12 protein-coding genes are annotated in these 14,595 nt (G+C 70.4%); 7 read left to right on the top strand and 5 right to left on the bottom strand.

From position 1 onward, the window contains the following. Nucleotides 1-18: 18 nt before the first annotated feature. Both AB6L24_RS19655 and AB6L24_RS19650 read right to left on the bottom strand, forming a co-directional pair. Nucleotides 19-1,383 (bottom strand): cytochrome P450, encoded by a 1,365-nt coding sequence (locus AB6L24_RS19655; protein WP_405656866.1) that lies wholly within the window; start codon nt 1,381-1,383, stop codon nt 19-21. A gap of 3 nt (nt 1,384-1,386) precedes the next feature. Beyond that, on the bottom strand, nt 1,387-2,907 hold the full coding sequence (locus AB6L24_RS19650) for a prenyltransferase/squalene oxidase repeat-containing protein (RefSeq protein WP_405656865.1): 1,521 nt from the start codon (nt 2,905-2,907) through the stop codon (nt 1,387-1,389). Nucleotides 2,908-3,123: 216 nt separating this feature from the next. Between AB6L24_RS19650 and AB6L24_RS19645 the strand changes: the two genes are divergently transcribed. Then, nucleotides 3,124-4,599, top strand: a complete 1,476-nt coding sequence (locus tag AB6L24_RS19645) for a DUF4334 domain-containing protein (RefSeq protein ID WP_405656864.1) — start codon at nt 3,124-3,126, stop codon at nt 4,597-4,599. Nucleotides 4,600-4,682: 83 nt separating this feature from the next. Here AB6L24_RS19645 and AB6L24_RS19640 read toward each other — a convergent pair whose 3' ends face one another. Next, entirely contained in the window at nt 4,683-6,455 is a 1,773-nt protein-coding gene (locus AB6L24_RS19640) for an RICIN domain-containing protein (protein ID WP_405656863.1), read from the bottom strand. Between the two features lie 137 nt (nt 6,456-6,592). After that, nucleotides 6,593-7,048: a MarR family winged helix-turn-helix transcriptional regulator gene (locus AB6L24_RS19635; RefSeq protein WP_405656861.1), complete on the bottom strand. Its 456-nt coding sequence runs from the start codon at nt 7,046-7,048 to the stop codon at nt 6,593-6,595. Between the two features lie 70 nt (nt 7,049-7,118). On the opposite strand from AB6L24_RS19635, the gene AB6L24_RS19630 reads away from it, so the two are divergent. The 3 genes from AB6L24_RS19630 (at nt 7,119) to AB6L24_RS19620 (ending at nt 9,859) form a co-directional block, all read left to right on the top strand. After that, nucleotides 7,119-7,946 (top strand): alpha/beta fold hydrolase, encoded by an 828-nt coding sequence (locus AB6L24_RS19630; protein WP_405657232.1) that lies wholly within the window; start codon nt 7,119-7,121, stop codon nt 7,944-7,946. 192 nt (nt 7,947-8,138) lie between these two features. Continuing rightward, nucleotides 8,139-8,750: a hypothetical protein gene (locus AB6L24_RS19625; protein ID WP_405656860.1), complete on the top strand. Its 612-nt coding sequence runs from the start codon at nt 8,139-8,141 to the stop codon at nt 8,748-8,750. 242 nt (nt 8,751-8,992) lie between these two features. After that, complete coding sequence (locus AB6L24_RS19620) at nt 8,993-9,859, top strand: hypothetical protein (RefSeq protein WP_405656858.1); 867 nt, start codon at nt 8,993-8,995, stop codon at nt 9,857-9,859. Nucleotides 9,860-9,898: 39 nt separating this feature from the next. Here the strand turns inward: AB6L24_RS19620 and AB6L24_RS19615 are convergent, their stop codons facing one another. Further along, nucleotides 9,899-10,993, bottom strand: coding sequence for a T6SS phospholipase effector Tle1-like catalytic domain-containing protein (locus tag AB6L24_RS19615; RefSeq protein ID WP_405656856.1), 1,095 nt, complete (start codon nt 10,991-10,993; stop codon nt 9,899-9,901). Between the two features lie 90 nt (nt 10,994-11,083). Here AB6L24_RS19615 and AB6L24_RS19610 point away from each other — a divergent pair, with 90 nt between their 5' ends. From AB6L24_RS19610 to AB6L24_RS19600, 3 genes are read left to right on the top strand one after another with little or no spacing between them, the layout of a single operon-like run. Next, entirely contained in the window at nt 11,084-12,262 is a 1,179-nt protein-coding gene (locus AB6L24_RS19610) for a caspase family protein (RefSeq protein ID WP_405656854.1), read from the top strand. Then, a complete protein-coding gene (locus AB6L24_RS19605) occupies nt 12,259-13,551 on the top strand; it encodes a hypothetical protein (RefSeq protein WP_405656851.1) in 1,293 nt (430 codons plus the stop codon). Before AB6L24_RS19610 ends, AB6L24_RS19605 begins: the two co-directional genes overlap by 4 nt. Further along, nucleotides 13,551-14,591 (top strand): ComEC/Rec2 family competence protein, encoded by a 1,041-nt coding sequence (locus AB6L24_RS19600; RefSeq protein WP_405656849.1) that lies wholly within the window; start codon nt 13,551-13,553, stop codon nt 14,589-14,591. Before AB6L24_RS19605 ends, AB6L24_RS19600 begins: the two co-directional genes overlap by 1 nt. Nucleotides 14,592-14,595: the final 4 nt, after the last annotated feature.

Below are 14,595 nucleotides of genomic sequence, written 5' to 3'. Positions count from 1 at the left end.
GCATCGTGACGGGTCGGATCAGGACGGGCGGGCGTGGGCGGTGAGAGGGAGGCGGTCCGGCCGCAGGACGGTGCCGACCAGTGGCCGTACGGGGGTGGAATCGGCCGGTGTCAGGCGCCGCTGCCCCAGGAACGCGGCGAGCGCCAGGGTCAGTTCGGTCCAGGCGAAGTCCTCGCCGACACACAGCCGGGTGCCCGCCCCGAAGGGCAGGTACGTATGGCGTGGCGCCCTCACGGCGCTCTGGCGCGGCCAGCGCTCGGGGTCGAAGCGGTCCGGATCGTCGTACAGCTCGGGATCGCGGTGCAGTGCGTACGGGCTGAAGAACACCTCGGCCCCCGGAGCGAGCCGCACGCCGCCGAGGGTGACCGGTCGCAGCGCGCGGCGCATCAGCAGCCACGACGGCGGGTGCAGCCGCAGCGCCTCGGTCAGCACCTGCCGGGTGCGGACCAGTGCGGGCAGGTCGTCGAAACCGGGGGCACGTCCTGCGAGGGCGGTGTCCAGCTCGTCGTGGAGCCGCCGTTGGACGTCGGGGCGGCGGGAGATCTCGTACAGCGCCCAGGCGAGCGACGCGCTGACGGTGCCGGTCCCGGCGAGGAAGAGGGTGATCAGTTCGTCGGTCACCTCGGCGTCGGTCAGGGCGTCGTCCGGGCCGCCGGTGAGCAGGAGCATGGACAACAGGTCGCCCCGGTCCCGGCCCGTGGCGCGGTAGGCCCCGATGATCCGTTCCTGTACGGCGACGAGGCGGCGGAGCGGGCCCGCGTCCGGCGGCCGCCATCCGGGCAGCAGCGGGATGCGTTCCGCCCAGGCGTCGATCGGGGACAGGGCGAGGCGCATCGAGTGGTACTTGACGGACAGCCAGCCCTCGACGGCGGTGTGCAGCTCGGGGTCCTGGGGGTCCGCGAAGAGGGTGGCGAGCAGGGTGTCGAGGGTGAGCCGGTGGATCTGCGGCACCAGGTCGATCGTGGTTCCGGGTTTCCAGGCGGCGGCCCGGGCCAGGGAGCGTTCGGACATGACGTCGGCGTAGCGGGCGATCCGGGCGTGGTGGAAGGCGGGCTGCACCAGGCGCCGGTGGCGCAGGTGGCGGTCGCCCGAGGCGGTGATCAGGCCGTCGCCGAGCGGTCCGCGCAGTGCGTCGAACATCGCGCCCTTGTCGAAGGAACGCGCCTGGGAGGTCAGCAGTTCCCGGACGATGTCCGGCGAGGTGACGAAATGGACCGGGCGGGGGCCGATGTAGATCCTCGTCACCGGTCCGTGGCGCCGCAGCTCGCGGACGAAGCGCAGCGGGTCGCGGTGCAGGCGTGCGGCGTGCCCGGCCAGTGGCACCCTGCCGGGGGCGATGGGAGCTGCGGCGGGGAAACGTTCCGCCGCGGTGTCGGTGCGCACGCGTCACCCCTCCTTCGGCGCGCGGGTGGCATCCAGGCGGCGCTGCCCTGCGAAGAGGCCGTCCGCGGCGAACGCGTGGGTGTGGGTGGGGAAGTGGCTGAGCAGCGGTCGCGGACCGTACATGAGGGGTACGCCGGGCCAGGTGCCGTCGGCGCGCTGGGTCGCCACGAGGTAGGTGAGCCCCTCGTCCCAGTGGTCCGCGTCGTGGAGGCCGCCGCGTTCCAGGGCCGCGAGCGCGAGGCCGGTGGCGGCGGGAACGCTGGGGCCGCCCGGCTCGACGGGCCAGCCCCCGTCGGGATTGCGGGTGTTGGCGAGCGTCCTGGCGGCGGGGTGCCCGGCCGCGGGTGCCGCCGCGCCGTTCAGCGCGGGCAGGACCTCGGCGGTGGCGTACGGCAGGCCCCGGTACCAGCCGGCCTGCCAGCGTCCCTGGGCGCCGAGGCGCTCGGTGAGCCAGCGGCGTGCCGCGGCCGGACGTACCCGGTGGCGGCCGGGGTGCCGGTCGAGGGCAGTGACGACGTGGGCGATCACGTCGTCCACGGGAGGGTCCCCGGCGGACTGCCAGGTCCGCCACAGCCCGTCGGACATCTGCTGCCCCGCCAGGTGGCGCAGTCCCGCCCCGACCGTCGTGCCGGGCACGTCGTGCAGGCCGGCCAGCGCAATCAGGACGGCCGCGGTGGTGTCGTTGTCGGACTCGACGCCCGAGCGGTACGGCCAGCCGCCGTCCGGGTTCTGCGCCGCCACCAGGAACGCGACGGCGGCGGGCAGACCGTGGCGACGGAAGAGCGGCGCGCTGTGGAAGACCCGCACGGTCAGCGCGGTGTCCCATACGTCGCTGGTGGAGAAGCGCCAGGTTCCGTCGGGGAGTTGGCCGGAGACCAGGTGGTGTGCGGCGCGGCGGGCGGCGGGCGTGCCGGGGGCGGCAGCTTGCAGTGCGAGCGCGGCGAGAGCGGTGGTGACCGGGTTGGCGAAGAAGTCGCCCTCCGGGGACTGCTCGTCGGCGATCATGCGGGTGGCGTGCCGGGCGGCCGACCGGTTGCCGAAGTGGGTCTCCACCAGGGCGTGCGCGGACCAGAGTTCCACCCGGGTCCAGCGCTTGAGGCGGCCCGGGGCCGCGAGTTCGGAGGCCAGCAGTGCGCGCAGGTCGGCGGGGCCGGTGCCGCCGCGGGTCGCTCGGCCGGTGTGCAGGGCGATGGCCTGGAGGAACCTGGCGCGGGCCGACAGCGCCCGGTCCGTGAAGGCGGGGTGGCTCATGTCGATGGGGCCGCCGGTCTCCAGAGCGAGCGACAACAGCGCGGTCTCCACCGCGTGGGCCACCGGATGGTGGTCCTGCGGCGCGGCGCCGCCCGCGAGCCAGGCTCTGCCCCGCTCAGCCGCCCGCTCGGCGCCGGGGTGCGGTGAGCGGGCCAGGGCCACCGTGCACAGGGCGGTCTCGGTGACGCGGGCGGCGGGGGCGGCGAGCCAGGAGCCGTTGCGCCGCTGGGTGGCGAGGGCGTGCCGGGTGGCGAGGTCGAGCGCACGGTTCACACGGGGGCCGAGGGTGGGCGACCGACGTGTGGCCGGTGGGGGCGAGAAGGACGGTAACGCCGATAAGTGCGCGTCCGGCGGGGAGGACAACGGGCAGTCTGCGGACATCTGACCTCAATCTTTCGCGGTTCCGCTGTATCCGTTCCGGTGGCGTGGGGAGCGACGGGTGATGTGGGGGTGTGGTTCACCGCCCGGCACGTACGTAGCCTCGAGGGTGTGGACACTTCGTCGCCGACCGGCTACCCGCCCACGGAGATCGTCTCCATAGCGGACACATGCTCCACCGCGCTGCAGAACATGCCGCGCCTTGAGATCTGGCTCAAATCGCACGGTCTGCCCATGGATCCCGCGCTCGTTCCCCTGATGTGTCTTCAGACAGCGTTCATGACGCCCTGGTTGCCTTCGGAATCCTGCTACCGGATCTCCCGGCTCATGGTCTGGCTGATGGCGATCGACAACGTCCTGGACGCACCCGACCACGCGGGGTCGGACGAGACCGCGGCCCGCGTCCAGGCCTGGCACGAAGTCCTCGCGGGCGACACCGACAGCGGCAGCGGTCGCCACGCCGACGACCCGATGGCGCGGGCTCTGGCCGAGATCGCCGCGGACCTGCAGCGCGACGGCCGCCCCGAACTCGTCGCCCTCTGGCGGGAGAGCATGCGTCAGACGCTCGTCGGCATGCGGCACGAAAGCGCGGCGGCCCGCCCCGACGTGGGCGCCGCGACGCCGCAGCTGACCGACTACCTGCGGCACGGCGCCTGGACCATCGGCGTCGAGCAGCAGGTCACCGCTCTGTGGGCCCTGTTGGACGAACCGGATCTGCCGCGGCGCCTCCCCGTCCTGCGCGCCGCGCTGCGCGAGGGCGCCATCGCGATTCGTCTGCTCAACGACCTGCGCGGCCACCACCGGGAGCGATCCGAGGGAAAGATCGACGCGCTCGCCATCGGCCTGAGCGCACAAGCCGCGCGCGACCGGGCCGAGGCGGGTCTGGAGAGCTGCCGACGCGCCCTGGCTCCGCTCAGCTCGGCCGGGTACGGTTCCGCGGTGGCGCTGGAGCGGGTGGTGCTCTGGCACGCGCGGATGTACCACCGCTTCGACCCGGTACGGCCCGGCACGGCGGCCTCGCCGCTGCCGAGCGGAGCGGGAAGCGCCACGGACACCCGGCACACACCGTCCGGCCCCCGGCAGAGGGAGATCCCAGCCATGAGCATCCAGCGTGTCGAGCAGGAAGTCCTGGACATCATCGCGTCCGCGGGAGAGTGCGACAACGCACGGCTCACGGAACTCTTCGACCGTCTCGAACCGGTCGGCGCCGACCTCCTCATCGGCACCTGGCGAGGCGGTGGCTTCGAGCACACCAGCGAGAACGCCGCGCTGCTCGCGAAGATGCGCTGGTACGGCAAGCGGTTCGTCACCCCCGACCACGTGGAACCGCTGCTCTGCCGCGACGAGGAGGGGAACGTCTTCTCGTACGAGGACATGGGTCTCGCGACCCTCCACGAGGTCGTCCACCGCGGCAAACAGTCCACGGCGATGGTCTATGACCAGTTACCGATCATCGACCACTTCCGGCGGCTCACCGACGATGTGCTGCTCGGCCTGATGGACAAGAAGGGGGCGCCCGCGGACTTCTACTTCCACCTCACCCGCGTGCCGTCGCCGACGCCCCGGCCCTCCGGCGACGGCGGGTAGCGGCCACCGAATGGGGCGGCGTTCGGCACACCCAGAAGGCGTGGCCGAACGCCGCGACGCCGCGGAGATCCGTCAGAAGGGTCTCAGCGGGCCGTCTTGGACCACTTCTCGTCCGCCGCGCCGTTGCAGGTCCACTGGATCAGCTGGGAGCCCTTGGTCGCCGCGGAGCCGAGGCCGAGGCACTTGCCCGAATAGACGTTGCGCAGTGCGTGCGTGTCCGGGTCGTGCCACCACTTCTGGTCGACTGCGCCGTTGCAGGTGTACTGCACCATGCCGGCTCCGTTGGCGAGGCTGGACGCGGGGCCCATGCACTTGCCCGAGTAGGCGTTCTGGAGGGTGTAGGCGCGCTTGCCGTTGGAGTCGGTGGTCTCGTCGAACACCCACCTCTCGTCCTGGGCGTTGGTGCATCCCCACTGGATGACCTTCGAACCGTTGGTGATCTTGTTGCCCGCGCCGGCGCAGAGGGCGCTGTAGTCGTTGCTGAGGTAGACGGCGGAGTCGGCCCGCCTGGGCTGGAGGGAGAAGACGACGCGGTGGCCGGTCTGTTCGTTGCTGCCCCACAGGCGGCCCGAGCTGGGCGCGTAGGACAGGTTCTGGGTCAGGGCGGGTGCGCGGGTCAGGACTGACGCCCGGCCGCCCGGCTTGGCCTGGTAGACACAGGAGTAGCTGAGGGTGTCGCCGGGGCGGGCGTCTCCCATGTAGCCGACGGGGCACTCGCCGGAGAGGTAGTAGTAAGTGCCGTCGGTCGCCACGCCCTGGAGTTGGCGGACGGGCGCTACGTACGCGGAAGTCGCCGTGACGGGGTTCGTGCCGCCTTCGCCGAGGGACGCGAGTGGCCAGCTGATGACGCGCGCCGGGCGTGTGTCGATGGGCTTCGGCGGATCGAGGTGGCGCAGTTCGTCGGAGTTGCTGCGGTACTCCCCCGACACCAGGCTCCCGGTGCCGCGGTCCACGCTCAGCGAGCTGAGGCATGCGATGAGCCCGTCACAGGCCCGCAGGGCCTTCCGGCCGGCGTGTGCCTGCTCCCAGGCGGCTTCCTGAGCCTTGGTCTGGTACCCGTAGCGGGCGACCATGGGCAGCGCCCACTGGTGGTGGCCGGCCGACGAGACGCCGCCCTTGATGCCCACGTCCGCGGAGATCGAGTTCATCTTCCACAGGTGGTTCAGGTCGTAGATCTGCAGCTCGCCGCCGTTGGCGACGAACAGCCGGTTGCCGTACCACGCCATGCCGTCGGCATGGACGTTGTCGACCGCCTTGAAGGTGGGCTTGTCCCTGCTGCCCTGGGGCCGGACGAGCAGCACGTGTCCGTAACTCCAGTCCTTGCCGGTCGACTCCAGGATGGAGACGCGGGCCTTCTGGTCACGGACGGTGGACCCGTTGCCGTCGTCGCCGCTGCCGTAGTACCAGGCCTGCATGTACAGGTGGTGGCCGTCCGCGGTGCCGCCCGCGTAGGCGTCGTGCGAGGCCGTCATGCCTTGCGGGTGCCAGCCTCCGCCCTTGTTGAACGCGCTGGTCGCGTCGTCCTTCTCGTCCCAACAGAAGCCGTTGTACTTGAAGGTGCCGTTGAGGCCCGTCGAGTGGCACAGGTTCCGGCCGGTGTGCTGCCGTGACTGGGCGACGCTCAGCGGCGACGCCTTCGCCACGGCCTTCGTCGCCTCCGCGCCCTCGATGACCGACCGGGCCGTCTGGTCCCCGTGCTGCCCCGGGTCGACGCCCGGTATCTCGCGCGGATAGAGCACGAACGTGGACGAGTCCACCTTGGCGAAGGTCCCGTCCTCCGGACCACCCGCGGCAACGGCCTGCTGTGTGCCCGTCATGACCGCTGCCAGGGAGGACAGCGCGACGAGCGTCGCCATGAGACGGCCACGGCGGCGCACGTGTACGCCGGAGTGTCTTGTCTTGCCTGAGTTACGTGAGTTACTTGATTCCACGGAGCGAAACGCTAATACCAGTCTGAGCGTCCGACGAAAACGTGTTCAGGGGAACGAACGCTCTACCCGGACGCGCGGCTCTGTGCGGCGTCACGGACGCCGGCCAGAAAGCGCCGCACGGCGGCGGCTTCACTTTCGTCGAAGGTGCTGAGGAGGTCCAGGGTCCGCGCGATCAGCGGCCCGAAGTGCCCCTGCCCCAGGGCGACGGCCTGCTCGCTGACCTTCAGGCGCACCCGCCGGCGGTCATGCGCGTCCGGCAGCCGCTCCAGGTGCCCGGCCCGCTCGAGGCGGTCGATCACGGAAGTCGTACCGGCGGAGTTGAGCCCGAGCTGCGCGCCGAGCCGCCCCGGGGTCAGCAGGTCACCCGCCCGTCCTGCGTCGAGCAGGCAGATCAGGGCGCGTACGTCGGTCGTGTGCATTCCATGATTGCGAGCGAACTCACCCTGTGTCAGAGCGAGTTCCACGATGGCCTCACGCAGCAGATGAACGATCTCCATCCCGCTGTCGCCTTCACTCATCCCCAGTGCCACCCTTGCTCTAATATCTCGCTCAGCGAGAGAAGTGTACGAGAACGAGTGGGGGCACGTGATGCACGAGGCGTTCTTCGAGGCGTACGAGGGGCTGCTCGACCTGTGGGGCGACGGGGTCGAACACCTCGACATCCGCACGCCGTACGGCATCACGCGCGTCAACTGTGCCGGCCCGCAGGACGCACCCCCACTGCTCCTGCTGCCCGGCGGCGGGGACACCTCGGCCGGCTGGTTCCGCAACGCCCCCACCTGGGCCCACACCCATCGCGTGCTGGCCCCCGACCTCATCGGCGACGCGGGCCGCAGCCTCCCGGAGCGGGGGCGCATCGGCAGCGTCGCCGAGCTCAACGAGTGGCTCGACATGCTCCTCGACGGCCTCGGCATCGAGCGGACCGCCCTCGCCGGGTACTCGTACGGCGCCTGGATCGCGCTCCACTACGCCCTGTCCTCGACCCGGGTCAGCCGCCTCGCCCTGCTCGACCCCACCAACTGCTTCGCCGGATACAGGCTCCAGTACCTGCTCCGTGCCCTGCCGATGCTGCTCGCACCGACCCCCGGGCGCGTCCGCGCATTCCTCCGTTGGGAGACCGGCGACGCGGACCTCCATCCGAAGTGGCTGCGTCTGCAGGAAGCGGGGACCGCCTTCCCGAAGTCTCGCCCGGTCACGGGCCCGCGCCCTACGCCGACCGCCCTGCGCGCTCTCCGGACACCCGTACTGATCATGCTGGCCGCCAACAGTCGCCCACACGACGCCCGCCGGGTGGCGGAGGCCGTGAAAGCGCTGCTGCCCCACGCCGAGACGACCATCCTGTCCGACAGCAGCCACCACGGGCTTCCGCACCGGCAGGCGAATGAAGTCAACGAGGCGATGGCCAAGTTCATCTGACACCGGGTCCTGCCCGACTGACAGGGCCGGCGCCCGGCAGTCTGGGCATCGCCCCGGCCGGGGCTCCTGTTGGTCCCCTTCGCAGCCGCAGCGCCGCCGGGCGCGATGAGTCATCGCCAGGGGTGAAATTACGGACGGCCGGACGCCGCAGGGGGCGTCGATGTCGCCACAGGCCCTGGATACCGTTCTGCCATGACAGAGGAGGCTCCCATCACCACAGCTCAGGACCCGATCGCCGACCACGTCGCCGTCTGCCCCGTCACACCCCTGTTGGTGGAGCAGATCGTCGGCCTGGCGGAACTGCAGTGGGACGACCGAGGGGTCCTCGAGACGGCGATGCGGCGTCTGGGCTGGTGCGAGGGCGACGACTTGCCGTTGGAAGACACTTTCGTCACGGCCGAAGGCCATCTCGCCCACCTCGGGAGCCATCTCGCCCTGTCGTTCGCCCACTTCTACTGGGTGGGCGGCGAGACCTGGGGTGAGGACTTCTGGGGCACGTTGTCCGGCTGGTCCAGCCACGAGAACGCCGGACGGGAGGTGTTCGATGCGCAGATCGACGCCGCCGTCGCCGAGTTCAGTCGGCGACTCGGTCCTCCGGAGCGCGACCTCAGGTCGGAAGGAGGCGCCCTGGCCATGGGACCCGGCGAATGGCGGCACGCCGCCTGGCGCCGCGGGAGCAACCTCCTGGTCATCGGCCCACGCCACGAAGGGCTCTCCTACTTCCAGTTCGAGGAGGCCGTGGTCTACATCGGATCGGTCGAGAAGACCGCTCCATGGCCTGCCCTCCACGATTTCGTCGCCTGACCACCTGGCGACACCTCGCCACGGGCCCGAACGTCGTCGAGACTGAAGGGCCTGGAGCGCTCCGTCCCACCCGAAATGGCTTGTCCCTGGGGCTGATGTCGACCATGATCACCTCATGACGACCAGAAAGGTCCATGCCCTCTAGGCGCCCCGTTCCGCTCTCCGCCGCTCGCGCGCCGCCGATCGCCCGCACCGCAGAGCCCGATGGCCGTGACCGACCGCCCACTCAGGAGAGCCCACCCGTGCAGAAGACTGTCCTCGTTCCCTACGCCCACCTCCCCCGAGCGCACCACGAGCACCACGTCCTGGCCAGTACCGTCGACGTATTCGGCACCGCTCACTGGCTGCTCGCCGAACGCGCTCCGCAGCGCGGCGGCGATGTCCCGCCCTTTGACGCGCTGGTCGTGTCCGTCGATCCGGGCGGCAATGTCGAACTCACCGAGCTCAGCGCCGTGCGAGCCCGCTGGCCTCACCTGGACCGCCTGCCCGACGGCGGGTTCGTCGTCGCCGCGTCTCGCGTCCGCCGGTACGAGGACGGGAATCAGGTCCAGGTCTTCGACGCGCTCGGCCGCGAGACCGCGTCCTTCTCCGTCGGGGACGCCATCGAGCACCTGCTCGTGGACGAGGCCGGCCAGATCTGGGTCGGGCACTTCGACGAGAACCCGATCGGGATCCACCGCTGGAGCTTCACAGGTCAGCACACCTGGACATCGGACGACGCCCGCATCCCCGGTCTCTTCGACTGCTACGCCCTGAACGTGTCGGGCACCGCCGCCTGGGCGTGCCCCTACACGGACTTCCCGCTCGTCGCGATACGCCCGGACCGCACCGATCGGCCCGTGAGGGTGTGGGCGAACCGTATTCGGGGCTCCCATGCGGTAGCCGTCCACGGTGAGCGGGTCGCCTTCTACGGCGGCTACGACGAGGAGCAGGACCGACTCGCCCTCGGAGAGATCGGCGAAGCATCCGTCGAGCCGAGGGACGTCGGCCTGCTCACCCAGCCCGATGGCCCCGCGCCCGGCCGCCGACGGGTCGTAGGCCGCGGAAGCAGGATCTATGTCCAAGCCGAGCCCTTCAGCGCCTGGGGCGTGTTCGACCTCAGCGGCTGATGTGACCTCCGCGCGCCCGGATCGCGCGGTGTGATCCCGTCAGCGGGCGCCCGGGTGCGGCGACAGCCATTCCTTGTCCGCCCACCCGACACCGGCCGGGATCCGCTTCCCGTACGCGGCATCGGACGCGATGCGCAGCCGCACGGTGTCGTGCACCCGGGCGCCGTCGGGGACGCGGCGGCGCCGGTAGGTGAGCAGGGCCCAGACACGGCCCATGCGGTGCACCGTGCCCTGTGCGTGGGCGGGGCTGAGTGTGACGTGCTGCGCGTACGCCCCGTCCTTGAGCAGCAGGCCGGAGTCGAGGGCGCCGTCCACGACCCACTTGAGGGTGACCGTGGACAGCTTCGCGTCGTCTTCCGGTGCCGGCTGCTTCGGTTTGTCGCTCTCGAAGGTGCCGCCCACGTCGGAGTGGACGCCGGCGAACCAGACCTCCTCGATCAGTGGGCCCGGTGCTCCCGGTTCGTCCGGGGGGAGGACGAGGTACTCCTCGTACGGTCGGCGCTTCTCGTCGATGGAGACGGCGTGGCGGACCCGGTCGACGTTGGAGATCCGCCGGGTGTAGAGCCAGCGCAGGTTCCAGCGCAGCAGTCCGGCGGCCTTCACCGAGTCCCACAGCCCCATGAAGTGGACGGGGACGCCCGTCCGTTCGTCGACTTTCCGGCTGAACGCGTCGGCGAACTGGTGCAGTTGCTTCCAGTCGTCCTTGCTGAAGGTGCGGTTCTTGGCGTAGACGCCGATGGCGTACGGGACGAGGTTCTCCGAGCCGGGGCGGAGCAGGCCGACGGACTTGAGCAGCCCTGCGAGGGCGCGGGCGGTGTAGGCGCCCCGGCTGAAGCCGAAGAGGTGGATCCGGTCACCGGGTTCGTAATGGTGCATCAGATACGTGTAGGCCTCGGCGAGATTGGCCTTGAGTCCGGAGCCGAAGGCGAGCCCGAAGAGCTTGGAGAGCTTGCGGGCCGGGAGCGACCAGGCTCCGGCGGCGGAGAACGTGCCGACGCCGGGGTCGTAGTAGGCGATCTGCGCGGTGGGGTCGCGGAGGTCGAGCATCTCGTAGAGCTTGACGACATTGGTGTTGCCGCGCGCCTTGAACTGATTGCCCGTACCGTCCAGGCACACCACGATGTTCTTGCCCATCACGGACTCCAAGGGACAGTTGTCCGCATTTACTTCTATAATAGGAGCAAAGCCTCCCACCGGCGTACCGGTGCATCATGCGGAGGTCCCATGGCCGGTTTCACGGTGCATATGGACGAGAACGCGGGGCCCTCCTCCACGCACGCGCTCGTCATCGGGGTCGGGGCGTACACACATCTGACCGGTGGTCCCTCGCCGACGGACCACCCGGGCGCCACGAAATTGAGGCAGCTGACCTCACCACCTCTCTCGGCGCGCGCGTTCGCCACGTGGATGATCGATCAGTATCACGACGAGCACAGGCCGCTGGCGTCTCTCGCGCTGCTGCTGAGCGAAGCGGCGCCCACCCCCTTCGTCCACCCGAAGACGCAGGCGAAGCATGTAGTGGAACCGGCAACCATCGACAACATCGTGGACGCCGTCACGGAGTGGAAGGACCGGGGTGACCACGACGAGGCCCGGCTGGTCTTCTACTTCTGCGGCCACGGCGTCTCGCTGGGGACCGACTCCTCGCTCCTGGCGGCGGACATGTTCGCCGACCGCAACAGCCCACTGAACGGCGCACTGCACTTCGAGGCGCTGGTCCGGGGACTCAACAACTGCAGGGCCGCCCAGCAGGTCTTCTTCGTCGACGCCTGCCGGGAAGGCTCAGACACACTCGTCAACACGGTGGGCAGGGACACGCTCGGACGGGTCGTCGTCGGCGGGAACCTGCGCCCCGACGGGTTCGATCCGCGCGTGCACGCCGTCCTCTACTCGACCATGCTCCGCGCGGCGGCGGTCGGACGTGCCGGTGGCGTCAGTCTGTTCACCGACGCTCTGCTGCGGAGCTTCGACGGCTCGGCGAGCGAGAACACCGAAGACAGCGTGTGGCGGGTGACCACCTCCACCCTGCTGCGCTCGACCGTCCGCTTCATGCAGGAGCCTTCGTTCGCGGGCACCCTCGTGGGCGCCTCGACACCGACGAGCGGCGAGTCGTTCGACTTCGACTTCCACGAGCTGAGGGGCACCCCGGTCGTCCCGGTGTACATCGGCTGCACGGACCCCGAGGACAACGCGCGCGCCGAGTTCCTCTGCAAGCGCCGCGGCCGGGAAACGCTGCGCCGCCCGCGGCCCGACCCCGACGAAGAACCCGACCTCCGCGAGTGGGCCCCGTTCCTGCAGCTCGGCCAGTACAGGGTCGAGGCCGTCCTGGGCCCCGAAGACCTGCGCAGCAAGAAGCTCGACGCCCGCCCGCCGTTCTTCCGCGTCCGCTTGGCCCGGCCATGAGCACCGCACTCGCCGTCAGGCTCCACCTCGCCCGCTCCCCCACCGGGGAGTCCAACGAGGCGGTGATCGTCGGTGACATCCTCTCGGCCGACCTCAAGGGCGAGAGCCGGCGCAACATCCTGATCCCCTGCGGGATCGACCGCCGCCCCACGGTGTACCCCGTGACGCCCGGCCGCTACCTCGTGTCGGCGACGCTGCCGTCGGGGCTGGTCCTGACGGAGGACGCCGTGGCGGTGGAGGGCGAGGAGACACCGGTGGAGTTCGACATGACGAACTCGCCGTACGAGACGCACTCCTGGCAGTACCTCATGGGCAACATCGAGTCGGGCAGGGTCTACCACAGCCCCGCCGAGGTCCCGCTCGCCACGTCGGTCGCCTCGCGGTCCATGGTCGCCCCCGCGTCCACGCCGCGCGATCCGGCCGTCCAGGCCGATGTGGACCTGACCGGGCTCGCCACCTGGATCGGCGACGCCTCGCCCGCGAGCTGCACCTTCGCGTCGATGCTGGCCCTGGGGAACAACCCGCCGGACGAGCCGGTCGCCCGGCAGATCGCCCGGGGCGAACCTCTCGTGCTCCCGGAGCCCGACGTGCGCGGGGAGGCGGTCTCGCCGCTCTACCGCTTCGATGCGACCGGGCCCGTCGGAGCCGTCGGCGATCCGCCCGGTGAGCGGCAGTTCCTGGTCGTGGAGGCCGAGGAATCCGTACGCCTGGTCACCCTCCCCCTGCCCTGGGGCAGCAGTGAGGTCGAGGTCCTGGTCAATCTGCGGCAGAGCCCGACCGGCAGCGCCGTCGCCATCGCCGTCCGCGATCCGGCGATCGGAGCCGGCCTGGCATACATGTCGCTGGGCGCCCTCGACATGGCCGCCCAGCTCTTCACCGACGTCGAGGCGATGCTCTACTCCAAGCACCAGAACCCGCTCGCTGCGGCCGCCGGGGCCTACGTCCTCATCGGCACCGACCACACGAGGGGCGAGACCTACTGGGACCCCTGGCTGGAGCGGCTTGCCGACTCCTTCCCCTGGATCAGCGACGGGGCGATCCTGCGTGCGATCCGGATGCTGCGCCGCGCCCCCCCGGACCTGCGGCGGGCTCGGGACGGCCTGATCGAGGCGTGCGACCGCGGCATCCCCTTCTACACGCTGGGGCTCGTCTGGCTCGTCGACGGGCTGTCCGCCTTCCCCGACGATCCCGAGTGCGTACGCCGCCTCGACGAGGTGCGCCGCCTGTCGTGGCAGGCCGACATGCGTCAGCCGTTCGTGATTCTCGACCTGAGACAAGGGAGTGCGTGATGATCCGGCTCAGGATGCTGCCCGCGGAGGACGGCGACTGCCTCCTCCTCGAGTACGGCGACGACAACTTCGTACGGAGGATCCTCTTCGACGGTGGACGGCACGGCACCTACGGACGGATCAAGCCCCTGCTCGCCGAGCTGGACGGCCTGATCGACGTGCTCGTGGTGACCCATGTCGACCAGGACCACGTCCTCGGCGTACTGGCACTGCTCGAAGACACCGACCGGACGGTCGAGTTCGGCGATGTGTGGTTCAACGGCTTCGACCACCTCCACGACCGCGAGATATTCGGCGCGGTGGACGGCGAGAGGCTCACCACCGCGCTCATCACCCAGCAACTCCCCTGGAACAAGGCCTTCGAGGGCCGCAGCATCGAAGTCGGCCATCCCCTGACCTGGTTCGACGACGGTTCCACGATGGAAGTGCTCGCCCCGGACCGCCGACTCCTTGAGTCGCTGATTCCCACGTGGAAGGCGAAGTGTCAGCAGGAAGGGCTGATCCCGGGCGTGGACCCCCAGGAGAGGGAGGAGGTGCCCGGCATCGAGCGCTTCGGCGCGATCGACGTCGACGAGCTGGCCGCCGTGCCGTTCAAACGGGACCGGTCCCCGACGAACCCGACCAGCATCGCCCTGCTCTTCGAATTCGAGGACACCCGGATCGTCTTCACCGGCGACGCGGACGACCCGCGCCTGGTGGCCTCGATCCGGCCGCGGGCCGAGGACGAGGGCGGGCGCCTGCGGATCGACGCCTTGAAGGTCGCCCACCACGGCAGCTCCAAGAACGTGTCGAACGATCTCCTCGGCCTCCTCGACTGCGGGCGCTACCTGATCTCCACCAACGGAAAGGTCCACGGCCATCCGGACGACATCGCCATCGCCCGGATCCTGAAGAACGGCGGGGCGAGCAAGGACCTCGTCTTCAACTACCGGGACCGGGCGGCGAACTGGGACCTCGACGAGCTGAAGCAGGAGTTCGACTACCGCGTGCTGGCGCCCGCACCGGCCGACGAGGACGGCTTTGTCACGGTGGAGTTCTGATCGT

This window comes from Streptomyces sp. RK9, from assembly GCF_045070545.1.
In the GTDB taxonomy this organism is placed as follows: Bacteria; Actinomycetota; Actinomycetes; order Streptomycetales; family Streptomycetaceae; genus Streptomyces; species Streptomyces alboflavus.
The sequence above is the reverse complement of the archived record's forward strand: the minus strand, read 5'-3'. Positions and strand labels throughout refer to the sequence as shown.